The organism is Rhodoferax sp. BLA1, assembly GCF_013416775.1.
Classification (GTDB): domain Bacteria; phylum Pseudomonadota; class Gammaproteobacteria; order Burkholderiales; family Burkholderiaceae_C; genus Rhodoferax.
The window spans coordinates 77,140-100,665 of the sequence record NZ_SZVI01000012.1 but is presented as its reverse complement, the minus strand read 5'-3'; the positions used below and the strand labels follow the sequence as shown (position 1 = coordinate 100,665).

Genomic DNA, 23,526 nt, shown 5'->3' with positions numbered 1-23,526 from the left:
GCGGGGTTTTTTCAGGGGGCGGTACCGTTTATTTTTTGTTGCGGTACTTGCGCAAGGCGCTGATCTGGGCTGCCATGACCGCCAGCTCGGACGAGGCTTTGGCCAAGTCCAGATCGGTCCTGGCGTTTTTAACCGCTTCCTCGGCAGCCAGTTTGGCTTCATTGGCCTTTTCGTCGTCCAGATCCTTGCCACGGATGGCGGTGTCCGACAGCACGGTCACGCAGTCAGGCTGGACTTCCAGAATGCCACCGGCCACAAAGACAAACTCTTCGGAACCGTCAGCCATTTCGATACGCACCGAGCCCGCTTTGACACGGGTGATCAGCGGTGTGTGGCGTGGATAAATGCCCAGTTCACCAGCTTCACCGGGCAAAGCCACAAAACGTGCTTCACCCGAGAAGATGGACTCTTCGGCACTGACCACATCAACGTGGATGGTGTTCATGGTGAAGCTGCCTTAGATCTTCTTGGCTTTTTCGAACGCTTCGTCGATGGTACCGACCATGTAGAACGCCTGTTCCGGCAGGTGGTCACACTCGCCAGCCACAATCATCTTGAAGCCACGGATGGTTTCCGCCAAGGAGACGTACTTGCCGGGTGAGCCGGTAAACACTTCAGCCACATGGAACGGTTGCGACAGGAAACGCTGGATCTTGCGAGCACGGGCCACCGTCAGCTTGTCTTCGGGTGCCAATTCGTCCATACCCAAGATGGCGATGATGTCGCGCAATTCCTTGTAACGCTGCAGCGTCCCTTGCACCGCACGAGCGGTTTCGTAGTGGTCCAGGCCCACCACGTTCGGGTCGAGCTGGCGGCTGGTGGAGTCCAGCGGGTCCACAGCGGGGTAAATACCGAGCGACGCGATGTCACGGCTCAGCACAACGGTGGAATCCAAGTGGGCAAAGGTGGTGGCAGGCGACGGGTCGGTCAAGTCATCCGCAGGCACGTAAACGGCCTGGATCGAGGTGATGGAACCTACCTTGGTCGAGGTGATCCGCTCTTGCAAACGGCCCATTTCTTCGGCCAGTGTCGGCTGGTAACCCACGGCGGAAGGCATACGACCCAAGAGCGCGGACACTTCGGTACCGGCCAGGGTGTAGCGGTAGATGTTGTCCACAAAGAACAACACGTCACGGCCTTCATCACGGAAGGACTCGGCGATGGTCAGACCGGTCAAGGCCACGCGCAGACGGTTGCCAGGGGGCTCATTCATCTGACCGTAGACCATGGACACTTTGGAGTCTTCGAGCTTCTCGAGGTTCACCACGCCGGAATCGGCCATTTCATGGTAGAAGTCATTGCCTTCACGGGTACGTTCACCCACACCGGCAAACACCGACAAACCGCTGTGTGCCTTGGCGATGTTGTTGATGAGTTCCATCATGTTCACGGTCTTGCCCACGCCGGCACCACCGAACAAACCGACCTTACCGCCCTTGGCGAACGGGCAAACCAAGTCAATCACCTTGATGCCGGTTTCCAGCAGTTCTTGTGATGGGCTCAGTTCGTCATAGACCGGCGCTTTGCGGTGGATCGACATGTGCAGGGAAGCATTCACCGGGCCACGTTCGTCAATCGGGTTACCGAGCACGTCCATGATGCGGCCCAGCGTCGCTGTACCCACGGGCACTTGAATCGACTTGCCGGTGTTGGACACCATCAGACCACGGCGCAAACCGTCGCTGGAACCCAAGGCGATTGTCCGCACAATGCCGTCACCGAGTTGCTGTTGCACTTCAAGTGTCAGCGCAGAGCCTTCAAGCTTGAGCGCGTCATAAATGTTGGGCATGTGAGCGCGTGGAAATTCCACGTCGACCACGGCGCCGATGCACTGAACGATCTTGCCTTGCACAGGTGCGTTCGTGTTGGTAGTTTCTTGAGCCATTTGGTTTTGCTCCAATAAATTTGAATCTTGCTTGACTGCCTGATCAGGCAGCAATGGCGGCGGCGCCGGAGACGATTTCTGACAACTCTTTGGTGATGGCTGCCTGACGGGTCTTGTTGTAGACCAGCTTCAACTCACCAATCACATTGCCAGCGTTATCGGTAGCCGCCTTCATGGCGACCATACGAGCGGCGTGTTCAGACGCCATGTTTTCGGCAACCGCCTGGAACACCAGCGCTTCCACGTAACGCACGATCAACTCATCAATGACCGTCTGCGCATCGGGTTCATAGATGTAGTCCCAGCCATGTTTGGTGCCCGACTTGGCTTCGCTGACGCGGGCCTCTTCACTCATTTGCACCGCCGACAAAGGCAGCAGCTGCTCCATGACCACTTCCTGCTTCATCGTGTTGATGAAACGGGTGTAGGTCAGGTACACCGCGCTGACTTCGCCTCTCTCATACGCATCCAGCAACACCTTGACCGGCCCGATCAAACGCTCCAAATGCGGCCGGTCACCCAGTTGGGTGACATGCGCCACCACTTTGGCACCGATGCGGTTGAGAAAACCCAGGCCCTTGTTGCCAACGGCCACAGCCTGGGTGGTCATGCCAGCGTTCTGCACATCGCGCAGTTTGTTGGTGACACCACGCAATACGTTGGTGTTGAGGCCGCCACACAAACCCTTGTCGGTGGTCACCACAATCATGCCAACTGCCTTGGCATTGTTGGACTTCATGAACGGGTGGACATACTCCGGGTTGGCACTGCCCAAATGGGCAGCGATGTTGCGAACTTTTTCAGTGTAGGGGCGGGCAGCACGCATGCGTTCCTGCGCTTTACGCATCTTGGAGACGGAAATCATCTCCATGGCCTTGGTGATCTTCTTCGTGCTTTCGAAGTTTTTGATCTTGCCGCGTATTTCCTTGCCAGTTGCCATATCAGTCTCCTAGTCTAGTTGCGAGGGGACTTCAGGCAAACGACTTCTTGAAAGCAGCAACGGCAGCGTTGAGTTCAGCCTCAGCATCCTTGTCCATGGCGCGGTCTGCTTCCAGCTTGGCCAGCAGTGCAGCATGTTTGTCTTTCAGATAAGCATGCAAGCCATGTTCGAACGCCAACACCTTGTTCACCGCGATGTCATCCAGGAAACCCTTGTTGACCGCAAACAAAGTGGCACCCATGATGGAAATGGGTTGCGGGCTGTACTGAGCCTGCTTGAGCAACTCGGTCACGCGGGCACCACGGTCAAGCTGCTTGCGGGTGGCTTCGTCCAGGTCAGAGGCAAACTGGGCAAACGCAGCCAGTTCGCGGTACTGAGCCAAGTCGGTACGGATACCACCGGACAAGTTCTTGATCAGCTTGGTTTGTGCAGCACCACCAACGCGGGACACCGAAATACCTGCGTTGATCGCAGGACGGATACCGGCATTGAACAAAGACGTTTCCAGGAAGATCTGGCCGTCGGTGATCGAAATCACGTTGGTAGGCACAAAGGCCGACACGTCACCTGCCTGGGTTTCAATGATCGGCAAAGCGGTCAACGAACCAGTCTTACCTTTGACGGCGCCTTTGGTGAACGCTTCGACGTAGTCGGCATTCACACGAGCGGCGCGCTCCAGCAAACGGCTGTGGAGGTAAAACACGTCGCCAGGGTAGGCTTCACGGCCTGGTGGGCGGCGCAACAACAAAGACACCTGACGGTAAGCCACGGCTTGTTTGGACAGATCGTCATAAACAATCAGCGCATCTTCACCACGGTCACGGAAGTATTCACCCATGGTGCAACCGGAGTAAGCAGCCACGTACTGCATGGCGGCAGACTCGGAAGCGGTCGCGGCCACCACAATGGTGTATTCCATGGCGCCAGCTTGTTCCAGCGAACGCACCACGTTCTTGACGCTGGAGGCCTTTTGGCCAATCGCGACATAAACGCAGGTCATGTTCTGACCCTTCTGGTTGATGATCGCGTCAATCGCCACAGCGGTTTTGCCGGTCTGACGGTCACCAATGATCAACTCACGCTGACCACGCCCCACAGGGACCATGGAGTCAATCGACTTCAGGCCAGTCTGCATGGGTTGGCTGACGGATTCACGGGCAATCACGCCCGGAGCCACTTTTTCAATCACATCGGTCATCTTGGCGTTGATCGGACCCTTGCCATCAATCGGCTGGCCCAAAGCATTCACCACACGGCCTTTGAGTTCGGGACCCACCGGCACTTCCAGAATACGGCCCGTGCACTTGACGGTGTCGCCTTCTGAAATGTGCTCGTAAGCACCCAACACCACGGCACCCACCGAGTCACGCTCCAGATTCAGCGCCAGGCCATAACTGGGCTGACCATCAGCGTCGGCCGGGAATTCCAGCATTTCGCCTTGCATGGCATCCGAGAGACCGTGAATACGGACGATACCGTCGGTCACGGACACCACCGTCCCTTGATTGAGAATGTCTGCGCTGGCAGACAGACCTTCAATACGGCTCTTGATCAGTTCAGAAATTTCTGCGGGATTGAGTTGCATGACTCTTTCCTTCTTTCATTAAATAGGCTGGCGGTTTGCGGCAAAGCCTCAAGCCGTTAAAGCCACTTTCATTTGTTCCAAACGCGCCTTGACCGATGTGTCAAGAACTTCGTCACCTAAGACAACCCGGATGCCGCCAATCAGATCAGGCTGCAACTCAACCGTCAGATTGAGCTTGCGCCCAAACCGCTGCTCAAGCACCTTGGCTGTCTCAGCCAGGGCGGCGCCATCAATCGGGAAGGCACTGTAAACAACAGCATCACTGGTCCCGCTCTTGGCATTGGCCAGCACACGAAACTGCGACGCAATTTCGGGCAAAAAAGCCAGCCGGTTATTTGCGATCACCGTACGCAGGAAATTCTGTGCATGCACGTCCAAAGCCGTCTTCATGACACCAGAAATCACGCCGTACACCTGGTCCGAGGTCGCTTTCGGGCTGTCTGCAAACTGCAGCAACTGCGGCTCAGCGGCAACACAGGCCAGCTCATTGAGCCAGCCCAGTACCGTCTTGGCTTCAGCACCACAGGCTGCGAACAAAGCCTCAGCGTAAGGACGTGCAATAGTGGCAAGTTCAGCCATGTTGTTCTCTTAAAGCTCGGTCTTCAAACGGTTCAGCAAGTCAGCATGGACGCCAGCGTTGACTTCCTTGCGCAAGATCTGCTCTGCACCTTTGACAGCCAGTGCCGCAACCTGCTCACGCAGTACCTCGCGGGCCTTCACCGTCTGCTGCTCAGCCTCGGCTTTGGCAGCGGCAACAATCTTGCTGCCTTCTTCTGCCGCTTTGGCCTTGGCTTCTTCGATGATGCTCAGAGCACGGCGTTCGGCATCCGCCAAACGACCCGCTGTCTCGGTGCGCGACTTGACCAACTCTTCTTCCACACGCCGGTTGGCAGATGAAAGTTCGGCTTTGGCTTTGTCGGCGGCAGCCAAGCCTTCTGCGATTTTCTGGGCGCGTTCATCCAGTGCCTTGGCTATCGGCGGCCACACGAGTTTCATCGTGAACATCACCAACAGGAAAAACACCACCATCTGCGCGAAGAATGTTGCGTTAATACTCACAACAACACCTCTCTAGATCAATGAAAGGCGAAAGGGATTACTTCAGCACAAACGGGTTGGCGAAGGCAAACATCATGGCAATACCCACACCAATCAGGAACGCGGCGTCGATCAGACCAGCCAGCAGGAACATTTTGGTTTGCAGTTCGTTCATCAGCTCGGGTTGGCGTGCGGCGGCTTCGAGGTATTTGCTACCCATGATGCCAATACCGATACAAGCGCCGACAGCACCCAGACCAATGATCAAACCAGCGGCCAGTGCCACAAAACCGAGAACGTTTTCCATTTAAGAGCTCCTATGGATTCAAGTTGAAAAGAAAAAAGGTAACAAAAACTACTGACACTTTTTTAGTGATGGTCGTGCGCTTGGCCCACATACACCAAAGTCAACATCATGAAAATGAACGCTTGCAGCGCCACGATCAAAATGTGGAATATTGCCCACCCGGTGCCTGCCAGCACATGACCGAACCAGAGAGCAATACCTGTGGCCGAGCCAAATCCGACCGCACCCATCAGCGCAATCAGCATGAACACCAGCTCGCCCGCATACATATTGCCAAACAACCGCATGCCATGTGACACGGTTTTGGCAGTGAATTCGATCAGTTGCATCGCCAAGTTCAACACACCCAGCGGAATGGCATACAGAGGATTTTTGCTGGTGCCAAACGGTGCAGTAACCAGTTCATGCGCCCAACCGCCAGCACCTTTGATCTTGATGTTGTAGTACAGGCAAACCAGCAGCACCGAGGTAGACATCGCCAGCGTGGTGGACAAGTCTGCAGTAGGAACGACACGCATGTAGGCGTGATGCGGATCACCACCTGCTGCGCCATAGATCATTTCCCAAGCCAATGGAATCAGATCCACCGGCAAAAAGTCCATGGAATTCATCAAAAACACCCAGATGAATACGGTCAACGCCAACGGACCGACAAATTTGCGCGATTCGGCGTTGTGGATGATGCCTTTGGCCTGGGTGTCAACCATCTCCAGCAAAATCTCAACGGCCGCCTGCATACGCCCAGGCACACCAGCCGTCACCGACTTGGCCACCCGCCACATCACAAACAAACCCAGACAACCCAACAAGACCGCCCAAAAAATGGAGTCCAGGTTGAACACAGACATGTCAATCACGCCCGATTGTTTGGCGGACTGGAGGTGGGTCAAATGGTGGCCGATGTACTCACCAGCCGTTGGGCCTTGCGCAGCGTGTTCTTCAATAGCCATCAGTCACTCTTCAATCAGTTACTTTTGCCATGAGGCGTTAAAACTTGCATCGATTTGCCTGGACGCCTGAACGCCAAGGCCAACCAATACACCTTGATGGCAACCACCAGACCAACCAGCATGGCCGGCCAGCTCAAATCTGCCACCAGACGATGGGCAGCAAAAAGAATGCCCAGCGTCACAACTATCTTGACCAGCTCCCACACAAAGAAGCTCATCACTGCCGCCCCCACATTGGCTCTGGCAAACTGGCTGGTCAACCCACGCGCAAACAAGGCCGCAGGAACCACCACCGCCAACACACCACATGCAAGAGATTTGGCAACTCTTTCGTCAAACCAAACCAAAGCCAGACCCACCGCCAACAAACCCATCACAATTTGGCCAACCACCACCCACCAGGGTGAGGTCGAGGGATTGGCAGCCCGGACAACCGCCGCCTGTTCAGGCGTTAATGGAACAAAAACATGAGGCTCGCCATCGAACTCAGAGCCCTGTGCTCCCGAAGGTGCTATTGTCGCCATTTACATTACGGTTACTTTACAGACTGAACTTTTGACTTTTGTCAGACAAGCCTTTGATTATAGGTAGAAACCCAGCCGGTAAAAAAGCCAGAACTGCTAAACACCCCTATGACCCACTCCGACGAACCCACCCCGCCCGACGCGCAACAAGCCTCACTGATCACCTACCCTAGCCAGTTCCCGATCAAGGTGATGGGCATCAAAACCGACGGCCTGGTGGCCGCCATCAGCCACATCGCCCACTCTTTTGATCCCAACTTTGATGCCAGCACCATCGAACTGCGCCCCAGCAAAGGTGACAAGTACCTGGGTGTGACCATCACCATCACCGCCACCAGCCGCGAGCAGCTCGACGAGTTGTACCGCACACTCTCCACCCACCCAATGGTCAAGGTGGTGCTTTGACCGTGGCTCTCAGCGCACAGTTTCTGGGCCGTGTGGACTACCTGCCCACCTATGACGCGATGCAGGCTTTTACCGCCGAACGAACAGCGGCAACGCCGGACGCGTTATGGATTTGTGAGCACCCTCCCGTTTATACACAAGGGCTGGCAGGCAAAAAAGAGCATATCTTTAACCCAGGCGATATCCCGGTCATCCAGACCAACCGGGGTGGCCAGGTGACCTACCACGGCCCGGGGCAGGTGGTGGCCTACCCCTTGCTGGACCTCAAACGTGCGGGCTACTTCGTCAAGGAATACGTCTACCGCATCGAGGAGGCGGTGATCCGCACCCTGATGCACTTTGGTGTGACCGGCCACCGGGTGGCGGGCGCACCCGGGATTTACGTGCGACTGGACGACCCGCGCTCCCACGCGCTATTGCTACAGCGGCCACAACACGGTGCCAGCCACACACCGGATTTCACCGGACTGGGCAAGATCGGCGCCCTGGGCATCAAGGTCAGCCACAACTGCACCTACCACGGCGTGGCACTCAATGTGGCGATGGACCTGGAACCCTACTTGCGTATCAACCCCTGCGGCTACCAGGCACTGCAAACCGTTGACCTTTCTACAATCGGCGTTTTTGTCCCCTGGCAAGAGGCGGCAGACGTGCTGGCGCAGCAGCTGGCCCGTTACCTGACCCCCTGAGTCTTCGCAAACGGCCAGACCACCCCGACGCCCTGCCCCACCACACACCCAACAGACACCATGAGCACCTCCACTGACGACACCACCGTGCGCGTGGCCCAATCCGCCGAAAACTACGACCCCACCGCCAAACAAAAAGCAGCTGCCAAGCTGTCGCGCATCCCGGTCAAGGTGGTGCAAGGCGAAATTTTGCGCAAACCCGAGTGGATTCGCGTCAAAGCCGGTTCACCCAGCACCCGCTTCTATGAAATCAAGGACGTGTTGCGCAGCAACAAACTGGTCACCGTGTGTGAGGAAGCCAGCTGCCCCAACATCGGTGAATGTTTTGGCAAAGGCACCGCCACCTTCATGATCATGGGTGACAAATGCACCCGGCGCTGCCCGTTTTGCGACGTGGGCCATGGCCGCCCCGACCCGCTCGATGTGAATGAGCCCGTCAACCTGGCCAACACCATTGCCCAGCTCAAACTCAAATACGTGGTGATCACCAGCGTCGACCGCGACGACCTGCGCGACGGTGGCGCGGGCCACTTTGTCGCCTGCATCGAGGCCATCCGCGAGAAATCGCCACAAACGCAGATCGAAGTGCTGGTGCCCGACTTCCGGGGCCGCGACGATCGCGCACTGGAGATTTTGAAGGCCGCACCGCCCGACGTGATGAACCACAATCTGGAAACCATCCCGCGCCTCTACAAGGAAGCCCGCCCCGGTTCTGACTACCAGTTCAGTCTGAACCTGCTCAAAAAGTTCAAGGCGTTGCACCCGGACGTGCCCACCAAAAGCGGCATCATGGTCGGCCTGGGCGAAACCGATGACGAGATTCTGCAAACCATGCAGGACATGCGTGACCACGGCATCAACATGCTGACCATTGGCCAGTACCTGGCGCCCTCCACCAGCCACCTGACGGTCAAACGCTACGTGCATCCGGATGTGTTCAAGATGTTCGAAGCCAAAGCGTACGAGATGGGCTTCAGCCACGCCGCAGTCGGCGCCATGGTGCGCTCCAGCTACCATGCAGACCAGCAGGCCGGGCACGCCATGGGACAAACCGGCGTTTGAAATAATATTATTTGTATAGCTGCTAGCCCTTTATAGATAAGGGCTAGAGGCCAATTTCATGCCTCATAACGACGCACCATCTGGACTTTGGCTGGACTTGGCCTCGCTGGCCAAACGCAGCAGCAGCGCTGTCTATGCCCGCGCGCTGGACCTGTACCGCGGCCAGAAGGTGCTGAGCCTGACGATCTCACCCATAGAACACCGCTGGCTGCTAGAAGGCGAGGTGCAGGGCAGCATGCGCGAGCCCTACCAGGTGGAAGTGGAGCTCAGCCTCACGGTCACCGGTCAACTGCGTGGCTGGGACAGCGACTGTACCTGCCCGGTAGGTTACGAGTGCAAGCACGCGGTGGCGCTGATGATCAAGGCCGCCTACCAAGGCAAACACCTGTTGGGTGACCGTGCCAACCCCAGCCCACCTGCAACCCCCGAACAACGCGAAGCCCAGCGCCAAGCCGATCAAGCACGCCAACAAGCCGCCGAGCAACTGGAGTCCGACAACCAGCTGATCCGCTGGCTGGGTGAACTGGCCCGCACCGCCAGCCATGCCACCAATGCGCTGCCTACGCCGCCCAACCCCGGCCGCTCCGGTGCCCCGGCAGAGCGGCCTGAGCAGTTTTTGTACCTGCTGTCCATCCTCAACCCGCAAGGCCCCAGCCCGCAACTGAGCCTGGAGGTGGTCATTGCCTACCCCAAGGTGGTGGGAGGCTGGTCACGCGCCAAGGCGATGAAGTTCCAGCCCGAGCGCGGCCAGCCGATTTACGACCAGGCCAGCGACACCGACCACGACGTGCTGCAACTCATGCGCGCCATGCCGGGCAGCTCGGTCCAGTACTACTACAGCTACAGCGCCCGCAACAAAATCACGCCCGAGGGCAAATACGGTCTGCAGATTCTGGAAAAAGCCGCCAGCACCGGCCGCCTGTTTGTGCTGGTGCCACCCAGCCAGCCTGGCACACCGGTGGTATGGGGCGAGCCACTCACCCTGACCTGGGAGTGGTTTGAGGTGGGCCAGAACATCAACCACCGCGCGGGCTGGGCTCTGCGCGCCAAACTCGGCGACGGCCAGGCCAAGCTGTGCCTGAACAACCCGCCGCTCTACTTGGACAGTGTGAATGGCCGCTGCGGCCTGGTCGACCTGCAGGGCATGAGCCTGGGCCAGATTGCGGTGTTACTCAAAACCCCGCCGCTCAAAGCCGAGTCGCTCAAAAAGTACCAGCCTGAGTTGATGGCCCAGCTGGGCCCGGTGCCACCGCCGCCGGTGCTGGAGCAGCTGCCCACTCTCAAGGGCATCACCCCCAAAGCCTGCCTGTACCTGCAAGCAGTGCCGCCAGACCTGGTGCGTGTTGAGGGCCTGATGCTGATGCACCTGAGTTTTGACTACGCCGGTTACCGTGGCTGGTGGGTGGGCCAGGGCAACACCGTGCTGGTGGACGGCCCGCAAGGCCGCGTCATGCTGCAGCGCGACCCCCAAAGTGAGCTGGAAGCCATCGTGCGCCTGCGCGACTGGGGTTTTGCCAGCCAGGGCCACGGTGGGTTTGGTATTCCCGGCAATACATCACAACAGCGCTGGCTGCAGTTGGTCGACAGCGACTACGCGCCGCTGCGCGAGGCAGGGTTCGAGATCACACTCGACGAGAGCTTGAACCACTGGATCAGCCACGCCAGCGCCCTGGATGTGGACATACAAGCGCAGGGCGACGACGAGGCCACCTCGCCCTGGTTTGACCTGAGTTTGGGCATGGAGATCAACGGCCGGCGCCACAACATCCTGCCGCTGCTGCCCACGCTGATTAACACCGCCGCGATGAGCCCGCGTGATGCAACCACCGGCCTGCCCGACCTGCCACCTTTTGTGTACCTGCCCAAACCGGACGGCGGCTTCATCCGCCTGCCCACCGACAACCTCAAACCCTGGCTCGGTGCGCTGCTGGAGTTGGTGGGGGACAACACCCACGACTTCACGGGCGAGAGCCTCAAACTCTCGCGCCTGGACGCGATGCGCACCACCGCCGCACTCGGCGAAGGGGTGGTGTGGGACGGCGCCCAACAGCTGCGCGAGCTGGTGCAGCAACTTCAGGGTCGCGCCGAGCTACCGCAGGTGAGCATCCCGGCCAGTGTGCAGGCCACGCTGCGACCCTACCAGCAGCAGGGCGTGAACTGGTTGCAGTTCTTGCGCGAATACGGCCTGGGTGGCATCCTGGCCGACGACATGGGCCTGGGCAAAACCCTGCAAACCCTGGCCCACATCCAGATCGAAAAAGACGCGGGCCGCCTGACTGCCCCCGCGTTGATCATTGCACCGGTGAGCCTGATGGGCAACTGGCGCCGTGAGGCCGAGCGTTTTTGCCCCGGCCTGCGTTGCCTGGTCATCCACGGTGCGGACCGCCACGAGGTCAGTGGCAGCACACATGACCACGACATCGTCATCGCGCCCTATTCGCTGCTGCCGCGTGACCGCGAAGGTTGGCTGCAAGGCCAATGGCACCTGGTGGTGCTGGACGAGGCGCAGAACATCAAAAACGCCGCCACCCAGGCCGCCCAGGTGGTGGCTGAACTGAGCACCCGGCACCGGCTCTGCCTCTCAGGCACCCCGATGGAAAACAACCTGGGCGAGTTGTGGAGCCTGTTCCACTTTTTGATGCCGGGGTTTCTGGGCAGCCAGAAACGTTTTACCGAGCTGTTTCGCAACCCGATCGAAAAACAGGGCGACCCCGAAGCACTGCAACAGTTACGCGCGCGGGTCACGCCGTTCATGCTGCGCCGGACCAAGGCGCTGGTGGCACATGAGCTGCCGCCCAAGGTCGAGACCGTGATGCGCGTCGAGCTCTCAGGCAAACAGGCGGACCTGTACGAAACCATTCGCCTCGGCATGGAAAAAACCGTGCGCGAGGCGCTCAGTACCAAAGGCCTGGCCAAGTCACAAATCACCATCCTGGATGCGTTGCTGAAATTGCGTCAGGTCTGCTGCGACCCGCATTTGCTCAAGCTCGACGTCGCCAAAAAAGTCAAAACCTCGGCCAAGCTCGACCAACTGATGGAACTGCTGCCCGAGATGCTGGCCGAGGGGCGGCGCATTTTGCTGTTCTCGCAGTTCACCAGCATGCTGACCCTGATCGAGGCCGAACTCAAAAAGCGGGATCTGAAGTGGGTCAAACTCACCGGTCAAAGCCAGAAGCGCGACGAGATCATCCACCAGTTCACCAGCGGCGCGGTGCCGCTGTTTTTAATCAGCCTGAAAGCCGGCGGCACCGGCCTGAACCTGCCGCAAGCTGACACCGTGATCCACTATGACCCGTGGTGGAACCCGGCAGTGGAAGCCCAGGCCACCGACCGCGCCCACCGCATCGGCCAGACCCAAAGTGTCTGGGTGGTGAAACTGGTGGCCCAAGGCACCATCGAGGAACGCATTCTGGCGTTACAAGAGCGCAAAGCCTCACTCGCCGACAGCATGTACAGCGGCTCGGTCGGACGCAAGGAACCGCTGTTCAGCGAGAGTGATCTGGCGGAGTTGCTCAAGCCGCTGGCGGGGTGATTCTTCTATTTTGATAGCTATCTACCCTTTTTCAATAAGAGCTAGGGGCTTATTTGGTGTGTAACCTCTGTTATTGAGATGCAGCGACTTGAAACGCCGCGCTGGCAGCGGTTGTGGTAGGCCTGCGGTCGGTCGCTCAGCTCCGCCGGAAGAGCGGCCATGGCGAGTAGCCTAATGTGGAGTTGGTCGGAATCTTGAGCTTTGAGGGAGCCGAAGATGGCGATTGGTGAAAAGCTGAGGGCTTGGGCTCGGCGCGTCAAGCGGGATGGCGTGACCCTATGGTTCGCGGGGAAAAACCCCAGGACGCCTTGGTATGCCAAGGTCTTAGGCGGCTTTGTGGTGGCCTATGCGCTGAGTCCAATTGATCTGATTCCGGACTTCATTCCAGTTCTTGGGTACGTCGACGACGTTCTGTTGTTGCCGGTGCTTATTTGGCTCACGGTGATATTGCTGCCTCACGACGTTTTGCAGGAATGTCGCCGCCAGGCGGATGAGTGGATGCAAGAGCAAGGCCACAAACCGCGTAGCAGAGCCGGTGTGGCGTTTGTCATTGCCGTATGGCTGCTCGCTTCGGTGCTGACCTACAAGGCATTTCGAGATTGGGTCTAGAGGACGTCTTGTATCTGTTTAGATCGAATGTTGTCGTTCAAAAGCGCACTGCGAAGAGCCGCTCCCAGTTTTTTGCGGACGCCCATCACCCGCAACACATACCAACCCACTGAAGTCGAGGCCTAGTTGACGGGCGCAGGCGCCATTCGGGTGATGTGACAGGTAGCACGCCACTGCTGGTCACGAGACACGCAAACCCTACCTCCCAAGCCGCCACCCGCGAGCACGCCGGAGAACGGCAACCCCGCCGCCTGCCTGGCGCCACGGATACCAGCAGCTCAAATGTGATATCTAATTCATAGCTATCAGCCCTTATTAGTAAAGGGGCAGAGGCACATTCTCCATATATTCCCCAGAGCACAAACCCACTAACCGGATGGGTCAGCAGCTCGGCACAGGTCTTTCACACCCGCGCTGACTCTGGCGCCAAGAGCACCCAACCGCTACCCCGGCTTGGCAAAGCCACCTTCCACCCACTTGAGCGCACTGGCCCGGTTGAGTTTGAAGGCGGGTGACACCCGCACCTCGGCCAGCAGCTCGTCCAACTCATCTTTGGCGCTCAATAACGCTGACGGGTTGTCGTCATCGGGCGTGATGTCCAGGCACACGGTGATGCGCCCGCTGTCGTGCGCCACGGTGATGCTCTGGTGCAGGGTGGCGTGCAACTGCTGCTCGCTGCGGCTCACAAATTCGCGGGCGGTTTTGACCAGGGTGATGAAGGCGCTGCCGTCCAGCGGCTTGGGGTTCTTTTTGTCACGCCCCATGGTCCAGGGGCCGACCAGGGCGGGTTCGGACTGGCCGTCTTGCGTCATGGCGACGGCCCAGCCGTCGTCGTCTTCGTTTTTGATGACCTGGGCGGTCCAGCCATCGCTGCGCCACAGGCGGGGTTCTTGGGTTTTGAGGGGTAAGTCAGTCACTGGCAGGCCGTTGTCAAATGAAAACGCTGGCCACAGCCAGCGTTGGTGCCAGGATGCTAACCGGGTTGCGGGTGATGCCCGCCTGCGTTACTTGTGTCGGATGGTGTTGCCAATGACCCCACCCACTGCCGCGCCCCCCACGGTGCCGACCGAACTGCCGCCGGTGAGCACCGCACCGGCCACCGCACCGATGCCCGCGCCGGTGATCACGTTGCGGTCACGGTGTGACAGGTTGGCACAGCCACCCAGGGCCAGGGTTGAGGCCAGAACCAGGCTTAGAGAGAAGAGTTTGAGTTGGTTTTTCATAGAAGCCGATGTTCATGCAAACGACCCCGGCTCTGTGTCCGATATGTATCAACGCGTATCTGCGCTTGGGCACCCATTTGCATTTGGACACAAGTTACACACCTGGCTTACCCGCAGCAGCGCGCCCACGCGCTGGGGTGTGGGGGCCGACTTTGCGGTATTCGTCCGGCGTCATGCCCATCAACCAACGAAACATGCCAATAAACGCTGACGCACTGCCATAACCCAGGTCCAGTGCGATGGACTCCACGGTGTAACCAGCTTGTAGCAGCGGCATGGCGCTGACCACCCGCAAGCGCTGGCGCCACTCGGCAAAACTCAAACCCAGCTCACGCTGAAAACGTCGCAGCAGCGTGCGTTCGGTGGTAAAAAAGGCGCTGGCCAGCTCAGGCAGGCTGCGGTTGTCACCCGGCTGGGCCATCAGCGCGCGTAACACCGGCGCCAGCACCGGGTCATCCGAGGTAGGCAAGTAACTGCCCGCCACCGGTGCCTGCGCCAGCTGGTCCACCAGCACCTGCAGCAGCCGCTCCTGCGCCGGGGTGCGTGGTAACGCGGGCGGGTTCTGGCGCAACTCGTCCAGCAGCGCACGCACCAGCGGGCTGACCGTGAGGGCGCAGGTGGTGGCAGGCAGCGCCGTGGTCAGCTCCTTGGCCACGTACAGCGAGCAGTGACAGGCCTCGCAGCGGTTCAGGCCCACATGTTCCACATCGGGCGGCAGCCAGATGCCGTACTGCGGTGGCGCCAGGTAGTGGTGGTCCGCCAGCTTGACCTCCATCACACCGCTGTATGCATACACAAACTCGCCCCAGGCATGGCGGTGTTTGGGATAGATGGCTTGCGCTGGCATGACCGCGCTGCGGAAATAGATCGGTGCCGGCAGCGCATAGGCAAATGGTGGCAGATGCAGGCGCTGGGTGGGTGGTGGCATGGCAGACGTGAGGTTGGTGGATTGGCTGCTGGGTGCTATGACTTGTCGGATTGGCACTATATCCATCAAATCCGTCGCACCTATCATGCAACTCTTCGATTTTTTGTCTGGATACCTTGATGACAACACGCCAAACGCTTGATACGCGCGCCTCGTCCTTGATGCTGCTGTTGTGCCTGTTGTGGGGCCTGCAGCAGGTGGTGCTCAAAGCCACCGCGCACGAGATTGCGCCGATCATGCAGATTGCCTTGCGCTCGGGCGTGGCGGCGTTGCTGGTGGCGGGGCTGATGTGGTGGCGCAAGGAACCGATGTCGCTCACCAACGGCACCCTACCCGCCGGTCTGGTGGTGGGGGCCTTGTTTGCGCTGGAGTTTTTGCTGGTGGGTGAAGGCCTGCGCTACACCTCGGCATCACACGCTGTGGTGTTTTTGTATACCGCGCCGATTTTTGCGGCGCTGGGCCTGCACCTGAGGTTACCCGCCGAGCGGCTGAGTGCGCTGCAGTGGTTGGGTATCAGCTTGGCGTTTGCCGGCATTGTGCTGACGTTTTTTGGCCGCAGCCAGCCAGGCGGTGTGACCCTGAGCAGCAACATGCTGCTGGGGGATGCCCTCTCGCTGCTGGCCGGTATGTCCTGGGCGGCGACCACGGTGGTGGTGCGCTGCTCGCGCCTGTCCTCGGCATCGGCTTCCCAAACCCTGCTGTACCAGCTGGTGGGGGCGTTTGTGTTGCTGATGCTGGCGGCGCTGGCGACAGGACAAACCACCATCCACTTCACACCCACGGTGTGGGCCAGTCTGATGTTCCACTCGGTCATTGTGTCGTTTGCCAGTTATCTGGCCTGGTTCTGGTTGCTGCGGCATTACCTGGCGACGCGGCTGGGGGTGTTCTCCTTCATGACGCCGCTGTTTGGCATGGCTTTTGGTGTGTGGTTATTGAACGAACCGCTCGAAGCCAGTTTTGTGGCGGGTGCGGCGCTGGTGATGGCCGGGGTGATGCTCGTGAGCCTGCGTGGTGTCATCCGGTGGCCAGGTCGGCTGCAAAGCAGGGCTTAAACTGCTGACTCCTTCCTTCAACCCACACCACTGCCATGACCAGTTTGCCCGCGCTGCCCTGTTACCTCAACGGTGAATTCACCACCCTGCCCCACGCCAAGATCAGTGTGATGGACCGGGGCTTCATTTTTGGCGACGGTGTCTACGAGGTGGTGCCGGTGTACAGCGGTAACCTGTTCCGCTTTGAGCAACACATGGCGCGGCTGGAGCGCAGCCTCAAGGAGTTGCGCATCCCGAACCCGGGCACACGGGCGCAGTGGGCCGAGATTGCCCATAAATTGATCGCTGACTACGCTTTATCCATCGGGGCTAGTGCCAAAAACACCGACCAACTGATCTACATCCAGATCACCCGGGGTGTGGCCATGCGTGACCATGTGATGCCAACCGACATCACGCCCACGGTGTTTGTGATGACCAATGTGATGAAACCAGCCACCGACGCACAACGCCAGCAAGGTGTGGCCTGTGTCACGGCCGACGACTTCCGCTGGGAAAAGGCCCACATCAAGGCCACCAGCCTGCTCGGTGCGGTGTTTGCGCGCCAGATCAGTTATGACGTGGGCGCGATTGAGACGGTGATGTTCCGCGACGACTTTTTGAGCGAAGCTGCCGCCTGCAACGTCTGGGTGGTGAAAAACGGCCAGCTGCTGGGCACCCCCAAGGACAACCTGGTGTTGGAGGGCATCCGTTACGGGCTGATTGAAGAGCTCTGTGCGCAGCAAGGCCTCCCGTTTGAGCTGCGTCGCATCACACGAGCCGAGGTGCTGGCTGCCGACGAAGTGTTGCTGTCCTCCGCCACCAAAGAGGTCCTGCCGGTGACCCAACTCGACGGACAACCGGTGGGCAACGGCCAACCCGGGCCGGTTTATGCCCAGCTGTTTGCGGGCTACCAGCAGGCCAAAGCTGCTGCACTGGCGACACCCCTGGCATAAAAACTGCTTCGGTACAAGTTCGATAGCAGTGGGCACCGTAAAAGCGGTTGCGCACAGCGTAAACTTGTTACGTCGTTGGGCCGGCTGAATTTTCGGCCTGGCGCGGTTTTCCAAACTTTAGGAGCTCACACGCATGAAACTGAAATTCCTTGCCGCCGCCGTCCTGGCGTCCGTCGCACTGGTTGGCACCGCCAGCGCTCAGCAGTTCTTCCGCATTGGCACCGGCGGCACCGCTGGCACCTATTACCCGGTGGGTGGCATGATTGCCAACGCCGTGTCACAACCCGGCAAGATTATTGCCACCGCACAGTCCAGCAACGGCTCGCTGGCCAATGTCAACGGCGTGGCGGGTGGTGCCATGGAAGCCGGTTTCAGCCAGTCTGACGTGGCCACCTGGGCACAGACCGGCACCGGTATTTTTGAAGGCAAACCCAAGGTGGCAGGCCTGCGCATGATTGCCAACCTGTACCCCGAGAGCATCCATGTGGTGGTCAAAAAGGGCTCGGGCTTCAAGAGCATTGCCGACCTGAAAGGCAAACGTGTGGCGCTGGACGAACCCGGCTCCGGCACCCTGATTAATGCCCGCCTGGTGCTGGCCGCCTATGGCATCAAAGAGGCCGACATCAAACCCGAGTACATCAAGCCCAACCAGGCGGGTGACAAGATGAAAGACGGCGCACTGGACGCCTTCTTCTTCACCGGTGGTGCACCAGCCGGTGCGATTGCCGAGCTGGCCTCGGCAGGTTCTGGCATTGAACTGCTGCCGATTGACGGCCCACAAGCCGAGAGCCTGCGCAAATCCAGCAGCTTCTTTGCGGTGGATTCGATCCCGGCTGACACCTACAAGGGTGTGGCTGCTGTCAAAACCCTGGCCCTGGGTGCACAGCTGGTGACCAGTGACAAGGTCGACACCGAAACCGTCTACCAGATCACCAAGGCACTCTACAGCGATGCCGCCCAGAAGACACTGGCCGCAGGTCATGCCAAAGGCAAATACATCACCCTGCAAAACGCGGTGCAAGGTGTGGGCATTCCCTACCACGCTGGTGCCGAGAAGTTCTACAAAGAAGCCGGTGTGCTGAAGTAAGCGCCCGCCTTGTTGTGATTCCCGACGGGCGGAACACTTCCGCCCGTTGTCGTTTTTAGCCAACCAGAAACTTCCCATGAGTGCCATACCCACCGTCCTGCCCGATGACAAACAGCTTCTGGCGCTGGAGGAAAAGTTCGACCCCGAGATGCGCTTTCGCCCCTCGGTGCCCCCCGCCACCCAGCTCATCAAGTGGCTGCTGATTCTTCTGAGCTGCTTTCATTACTACACCGCCGGTTTTGGCCTGCTGCGCGAAACCACCCACCGCGGCGTGCACCTGGCCTTTGTGCTGGCACTGATCTTTTTGGTGTTTGCCGGTAGCAAAAACGCGGGTGAACGCAAGGTGCACAACAGCCTGGGCACACCCGGCGGCATCCCGCTGTACGACTGGCTGCTGGCCATCGGGGTGGCGGTGGCGGTGCTCTACATCCCCTACACCTTTGAAGACCTGGCGTTCCGGGTCGGCAACCCGGACAACTACGACGTGGTGTTTGGCACCATTTTGTTTGTGGCGCTGCTCGAAGCCACGCGACGCAGCATGGGCTGGCCGCTGCCGCTGATTGCGCTGGGCTTCACCTTCTATTCCTTGTTTGGCCAGTATTTCCCGGGCTTGCTGCAGCATGCGGGCTCGAACTGGAGCCAGTTCATCAACCACCAGTACCTGACCAGCCAAGGCATCTATGGTGTGGCGGTGGGCGTGGTGGCCACCTACGTGTTCCACTTTGTGCTGTTTGGCGTGATGGCCACCCGCATCGGGCTGGGGCAGCTGTTTCTGGACATTGCGTCGAGCATTGCCGGGCGTTACGCCGGTGGCCCGGCCAAGGTCAGTGTGTTTGGTTCGGCCATGTTTGGCATGTTGTCGGGCTCCTCGGTGGCCAATGCGGTCACGGTCGGGTCATTGACCATTCCGGCAATGATCCGGGTGGGGTACAAGCGCGAATTCGCCGGCGCCGTCGAGGCCGCCGCCTCCACAGGCGGCCAGATCACACCGCCAGTGCTCGGTGCCGCCGCGTTTTTGATGATCGAGTTTTTGGGTCTGCCCTACCAGACCATCATCACCGCCGCCATCGTGCCGGCCTTCATGCACTTTTTTGGTGTGTTCATGCAGGTGCACTTTGAGGCCAAACGTTATGGCCTGCGTGGCCTGACCGAAGAAGAAATGCCCAAACTGCGCCAGAGCCTGAAGATGCGCTGGCCCACCCTGATCCCGTTGGTGCTGCTGATCAGTATTTTGGTGAGCGGGCGTACACCGTACCTGGCGGCGTTTGTGGGCATCACCTCCTGCGCCATTGTGGGCCTGACCACCTCGGTCCAAGGCAACACCGGCAAAAACTGGGGCTTGATGGTGCTCTTGCATCTGGCGCTGACGGCGATTGCCTTCACCCATCTGGACGAGATGGTCAAGCTGGGCATTTTTGCGGTGAGCGTGGTGGTTACCGTGGGCCTGATGCGCGGCCTCAAGATCCGTGGCCGCATCGCCCCGAGTGTGCTGGTGGAGGCCTTTGAGACCGGTGCCAAATACGCGCTGGCCGTGGGTGCCGCAGCGGCCACCGTGGGCATTGTGATTGGTGTGGTCACCCTCACCGGTGTCGGTTTCAAGATCAGCTTCATCATCACCGGAGCGGCGCAAACCATTGCCGCTGGCCTGGGCAGCGTCATCCCGAGCTACTTGATCGCGTTCCAGTCGCTCACGCTGCTGGCCGCGCTGGTGATGACAGCAGCGGTCTGTATCTTGATGGGTGCGGGCATCCCGACCACCGCCAACTACATCATCATGGTGACGGTGGCCGCACCCACGCTGGTGCAACTCGGTGTGGAGCCGCTGGTGGCGCACTTCTTTGTGTTTTATTACGGTGTGTTGGCCGACATCACGCCACCGGTGGCACTGGCAGCGTATGCGGCGGCGGGCATGGCGGGCAGCGACCCGTTCAAGACCGGCAACACCGCATTCCGCCTGGGTATTGCCAAGGCGCTGGTGCCGTTTGTGTTTGTGTTCTCACCCTCGCTGATTCTGGTGGCCAAAGGCTTCACCTGGGCTGACTTTGCGATCACCTTCACCGGCTGTGTGCTGGGCATCACCTTCCTGGCGATGGCGTTTTCCAAATACTGCCTGGTGGAAATGAAACGCTGGGAACAGGCGCTGTGTATTGCCGCCGCGTTGCTGATGGTGGCGCCGAGCCTGACTGCCACCGCGATTGGCGTGGCCATGGTGGTGCCGGTGATGCTGCGTCAGCTCAAAAGCTGGCGTGTTGTACAGGCCAGCGGACTGGCCACCTAGCCCCAACGCCATAGGCCGCCGCAGCCCGGATCAAGGGCGACTGCGGCCTGACGGTGTCTGACGAGCCGTTCGCCCTGAGCCGGTCCCCATTCAAGGACCGACTCGGGACGAACGGCTCTCGTCCTTGTGGGGCCAGAGAAACAACACACCTGGCCTCTTGAATTCCCGGGATTGACCCCCAGTTACCGGTTCGCTTGCGTACCAGCCGCCCTCGGCTCGCTGGTTTTTTTAATGCTTTGAGAACACCGACAACCCATGAGCAAACAAACCCTTTCCTTCCAGGCCGAAGTCGCGCAACTGCTGCACTTGGTCACGCATTCGCTGTACTCCAACAAAGAAATTTTCCTGCGCGAGCTGATCTCCAACGCCTCCGACGCCTGCGACAAGCTGCGTTTTGAGGCCATCAACGACAGCGGTTTGTACGAAAACGCGCCCAATCTGGAAGTGCGTGTGTCGTTTGACAAAGACGCCAAGACGCTGACCATCACCGACAACGGCATCGGCATGAGCGCCCAGGAAGCCATCTACCACCTGGGCACCATCGCCAAGAGCGGCACCAAAGACTTTGTCTCCAAACTCTCGGGCGACCAAAAGACCGATTCACAACTCATCGGCCAGTTTGGCGTGGGTTTCTACTCCGGCTTTATCGTGGCCGACAAGATCACCGTGGAATCGCGCCGCGCTGGCATGAAAGAAACCGAAGGCGTGCGCTGGATCAGCGGTGGTGCTGGCAATTTTGAGGTGGAAACCATCACCCGGCCAGAACGCGGCACCAGCGTGATCCTGCACCTCAACGACGACGCGCTGGACTATGCGTCAGCCTGGAAGCTCAAGAGCATCATCAACAAATACTCCGACCACATCAGCCTGCCCATCTTGATGGAAAAGGAAGAGTGGAAAGACGGCGAGCTGATCAACCCGTCGGACGAAAACGGTGGCCGCCAACCCGGCGGTATGGTCAAGACCGGTGAATGGGAAACCGTCAACAAGGCCAACGCCATCTGGGCGCGCGCCAAAAAAGACATCACGGCTGACGAGTACAACGAGTTCTACAAACAGATCAGCCACGACCAGGATGCACCGCTGGCCTATACCCACAACCGCGTGGAAGGCAGCACCGAATACACCCAACTGCTCTACATCCCGGGCAAGGCACCGTTTGACCTGTACAACCGCGACAAGTCGGCGGGCGTCAAGCTGTATGTCAAGCGTGTCTTCATCATGGACGACGCCGAGGCGCTGCTGCCCACCTACCTGCGTTTTGTCAAAGGTGTGGTCGACTCCTCCGACCTGCCGCTGAACGTCAGCCGCGAGCTGCTGCAGGAAAGCCGCGACGTCAAAGCCATCCGCGAAGGCTGCACCAAACGTGTGTTGGGCATGCTTGAAGACCTGGCCAAACACGACAAAGCACCTGAAGCCTCTGCGGACGGCGTGACCGACGTGTTGAGCGCCGAAGACAAGGCTGAAGTCGAGAAAAACGCCGGCAAATACACCAAGTTCTACAAAGAATTTGGCGCCGTGCTCAAAGAAGGCCTGGGCGAGGACTACAGCAACAAGGACCGCATTGCCAAACTGCTGCGTTTTGCCAGCACCACGTCTGACACCACCAGCGTCAGTTTTGCCGACTACAAGGCACGCATGAAAGAGGGCCAAGAGGCCATCTACTACATCACCGCCGACACCCTGGCCGCCGCCAAAAACAGCCCGCAACTTGAAGTGTTCAAGAAAAAGGGCATCGAAGTGCTGTTGATGACCGACCGCGTCGACGAATGGGCGCTGAACTACGTGAATGAGTTTGACGGCACCCCGCTGCAAAGCGTGGCCAAAGGCGCGGTCGATCTGGGCAAGCTGCAAGACGAGACCGAGAAAAAAGCCGCCGAAGAAGCCGCCGAAGCCTTCAAACCGCTGCTGGCCAAGCTCAAGGAAGCGCTCAAAGACAAGGCTGAAGACGTGCGAGTGACCACCCGCCTGGTCGACAGCCCGGCCTGCTTGGTGGTGCAAGACCACGGCATGAGCACCCAACTGGCACGCATGCTCAAACAGGCTGGCCAGACCGCCCCTGAAGTCAAGCCGGTGCTGGAAGTGAATGCCGAACACCCGCTGGTGAAAAAGCTCGAAGGCTCGGTGCACTTCAACGACCTGGCCCACATCCTGTTCGACCAGGCCTTGCTGGCCGAAGGTGGCTTGCCAGAAGACCCGGCCGCTTACGTCAAACGGGTCAATGCCTTGCTGGTGTAATTTATAAGAAATCAGCCTCTAGCCCTGGTTTAATAAGGGCTAATAGCTGCATAATAAGTAGCAAAGAGCCCCGCAGTCGCACAGACTGGCGGGGCTTTTTGTTGGGCTTTCAGACAGCACGGCACTGACCATGCGATGCTTTTTGTGAATTCATTACGTCGCAGCGTGACGGCTGACGGATTGGTGCCCATAAAAACGATCCCGTGCTCACACGGCGCCCGTAGATCAATAGCTCAGCTCGCGATAATCTAAGCTCAGC

The 23,526-nt window shown here is 59.1% G+C and carries 22 protein-coding genes; 10 read left to right on the top strand and 12 right to left on the bottom strand.

All coding sequences use genetic code 11. The features are described from left to right. Positions 1-28: 28 nt before the first annotated feature. The 9 genes from FDG13_RS13285 to FDG13_RS13245 form a co-directional block, all read right to left on the bottom strand. The gene (locus FDG13_RS13285) at positions 29-445 is read right to left on the bottom strand and encodes a F0F1 ATP synthase subunit epsilon (RefSeq protein ID WP_180128578.1); all 417 of its coding nucleotides are present in this window, start codon (positions 443-445) and stop codon (positions 29-31) included. 12 nt (positions 446-457) lie between these two features. Further along, on the bottom strand, positions 458-1,885 hold the full coding sequence (atpD, locus tag FDG13_RS13280; protein ID WP_180128570.1) for a F0F1 ATP synthase subunit beta: 1,428 nt from the start codon (positions 1,883-1,885) through the stop codon (positions 458-460). A 43-nt stretch (positions 1,886-1,928) separates the two neighbouring features. After that, positions 1,929-2,825 carry a F0F1 ATP synthase subunit gamma gene (gene atpG, locus FDG13_RS13275; protein WP_078365224.1) on the bottom strand — a complete coding sequence of 299 codons (897 nt, stop codon included), beginning with the start codon at positions 2,823-2,825 and terminating at the stop codon, positions 1,929-1,931. A 31-nt stretch (positions 2,826-2,856) separates the two neighbouring features. Then, positions 2,857-4,410 carry a F0F1 ATP synthase subunit alpha gene (gene atpA, locus FDG13_RS13270; RefSeq protein WP_078365223.1) on the bottom strand — a complete coding sequence of 518 codons (1,554 nt, stop codon included), beginning with the start codon at positions 4,408-4,410 and terminating at the stop codon, positions 2,857-2,859. A gap of 48 nt (positions 4,411-4,458) precedes the next feature. Further along, positions 4,459-4,989, bottom strand: coding sequence for a F0F1 ATP synthase subunit delta (locus tag FDG13_RS13265; RefSeq protein WP_180128468.1), 531 nt, complete (start codon positions 4,987-4,989; stop codon positions 4,459-4,461). A gap of 9 nt (positions 4,990-4,998) precedes the next feature. Then, on the bottom strand, positions 4,999-5,469 hold the full coding sequence (locus FDG13_RS13260) for a F0F1 ATP synthase subunit B (protein WP_078365221.1): 471 nt from the start codon (positions 5,467-5,469) through the stop codon (positions 4,999-5,001). Between the two features lie 37 nt (positions 5,470-5,506). Next, entirely contained in the window at positions 5,507-5,755 is a 249-nt protein-coding gene (gene atpE / locus FDG13_RS13255; RefSeq protein ID WP_180128455.1) for a F0F1 ATP synthase subunit C, read from the bottom strand. 62 nt (positions 5,756-5,817) lie between these two features. Then, entirely contained in the window at positions 5,818-6,705 is an 888-nt protein-coding gene (atpB, locus tag FDG13_RS13250) for a F0F1 ATP synthase subunit A (protein WP_180128451.1), read from the bottom strand. A gap of 14 nt (positions 6,706-6,719) precedes the next feature. Then, positions 6,720-7,229: an ATP synthase subunit I gene (locus FDG13_RS13245; protein ID WP_180128449.1), complete on the bottom strand. Its 510-nt coding sequence runs from the start codon at positions 7,227-7,229 to the stop codon at positions 6,720-6,722. A 108-nt stretch (positions 7,230-7,337) separates the two neighbouring features. Here FDG13_RS13245 and FDG13_RS13240 point away from each other — a divergent pair, with 108 nt between their 5' ends. From FDG13_RS13240 to FDG13_RS13220, 5 genes are all read left to right on the top strand, one after another. Beyond that, a complete protein-coding gene (locus FDG13_RS13240) occupies positions 7,338-7,634 on the top strand; it encodes a YbeD family protein (protein ID WP_180128447.1) in 297 nt (98 codons plus the stop codon). Positions 7,635-7,636: 2 nt separating this feature from the next. After that, the gene (lipB, locus tag FDG13_RS13235) at positions 7,637-8,323 is read left to right on the top strand and encodes a lipoyl(octanoyl) transferase LipB (protein WP_180128445.1); all 687 of its coding nucleotides are present in this window, start codon (positions 7,637-7,639) and stop codon (positions 8,321-8,323) included. 60 nt (positions 8,324-8,383) lie between these two features. Beyond that, the gene (gene lipA, locus FDG13_RS13230; RefSeq protein WP_180128443.1) at positions 8,384-9,385 is read left to right on the top strand and encodes a lipoyl synthase; all 1,002 of its coding nucleotides are present in this window, start codon (positions 8,384-8,386) and stop codon (positions 9,383-9,385) included. Positions 9,386-9,443: 58 nt separating this feature from the next. Next, a complete protein-coding gene (locus tag FDG13_RS13225; protein WP_180128441.1) occupies positions 9,444-12,917 on the top strand; it encodes a DEAD/DEAH box helicase in 3,474 nt (1,157 codons plus the stop codon). 216 nt (positions 12,918-13,133) lie between these two features. Continuing rightward, positions 13,134-13,526: a YkvA family protein gene (locus FDG13_RS13220; protein ID WP_180128439.1), complete on the top strand. Its 393-nt coding sequence runs from the start codon at positions 13,134-13,136 to the stop codon at positions 13,524-13,526. Between the two features lie 443 nt (positions 13,527-13,969). Here FDG13_RS13220 and FDG13_RS13215 read toward each other — a convergent pair whose 3' ends face one another. From FDG13_RS13215 to FDG13_RS13205, 3 genes are all read right to left on the bottom strand, one after another. Continuing rightward, the gene (locus FDG13_RS13215) at positions 13,970-14,443 is read right to left on the bottom strand and encodes a hypothetical protein (protein WP_370528225.1); all 474 of its coding nucleotides are present in this window, start codon (positions 14,441-14,443) and stop codon (positions 13,970-13,972) included. Between the two features lie 87 nt (positions 14,444-14,530). Beyond that, the gene (locus FDG13_RS13210) at positions 14,531-14,749 is read right to left on the bottom strand and encodes a glycine zipper 2TM domain-containing protein (protein ID WP_078365210.1); all 219 of its coding nucleotides are present in this window, start codon (positions 14,747-14,749) and stop codon (positions 14,531-14,533) included. A gap of 94 nt (positions 14,750-14,843) precedes the next feature. Further along, positions 14,844-15,677: a helix-turn-helix domain-containing protein gene (locus tag FDG13_RS13205; RefSeq protein WP_180128437.1), complete on the bottom strand. Its 834-nt coding sequence runs from the start codon at positions 15,675-15,677 to the stop codon at positions 14,844-14,846. 119 nt (positions 15,678-15,796) lie between these two features. On the opposite strand from FDG13_RS13205, the gene FDG13_RS13200 reads away from it, so the two are divergent. The 5 genes from FDG13_RS13200 (at position 15,797) to htpG (ending at position 23,267) form a co-directional block, all read left to right on the top strand. Continuing rightward, a complete protein-coding gene (locus tag FDG13_RS13200; protein ID WP_180128435.1) occupies positions 15,797-16,729 on the top strand; it encodes a DMT family transporter in 933 nt (310 codons plus the stop codon). 35 nt (positions 16,730-16,764) lie between these two features. Beyond that, positions 16,765-17,664 carry a D-amino acid aminotransferase gene (locus FDG13_RS13195; RefSeq protein WP_180128433.1) on the top strand — a complete coding sequence of 300 codons (900 nt, stop codon included), beginning with the start codon at positions 16,765-16,767 and terminating at the stop codon, positions 17,662-17,664. Between the two features lie 133 nt (positions 17,665-17,797). After that, complete coding sequence (locus tag FDG13_RS13190) at positions 17,798-18,751, top strand: TAXI family TRAP transporter solute-binding subunit (protein ID WP_180128431.1); 954 nt, start codon at positions 17,798-17,800, stop codon at positions 18,749-18,751. 76 nt (positions 18,752-18,827) lie between these two features. Then, positions 18,828-21,029: a TRAP transporter permease gene (locus FDG13_RS13185; protein ID WP_180128429.1), complete on the top strand. Its 2,202-nt coding sequence runs from the start codon at positions 18,828-18,830 to the stop codon at positions 21,027-21,029. 255 nt (positions 21,030-21,284) lie between these two features. Further along, positions 21,285-23,267 (top strand): molecular chaperone HtpG, encoded by a 1,983-nt coding sequence (gene htpG / locus FDG13_RS13180; RefSeq protein WP_180128427.1) that lies wholly within the window; start codon positions 21,285-21,287, stop codon positions 23,265-23,267. The last annotated feature ends 259 nt before the right edge of the window (positions 23,268-23,526 follow it).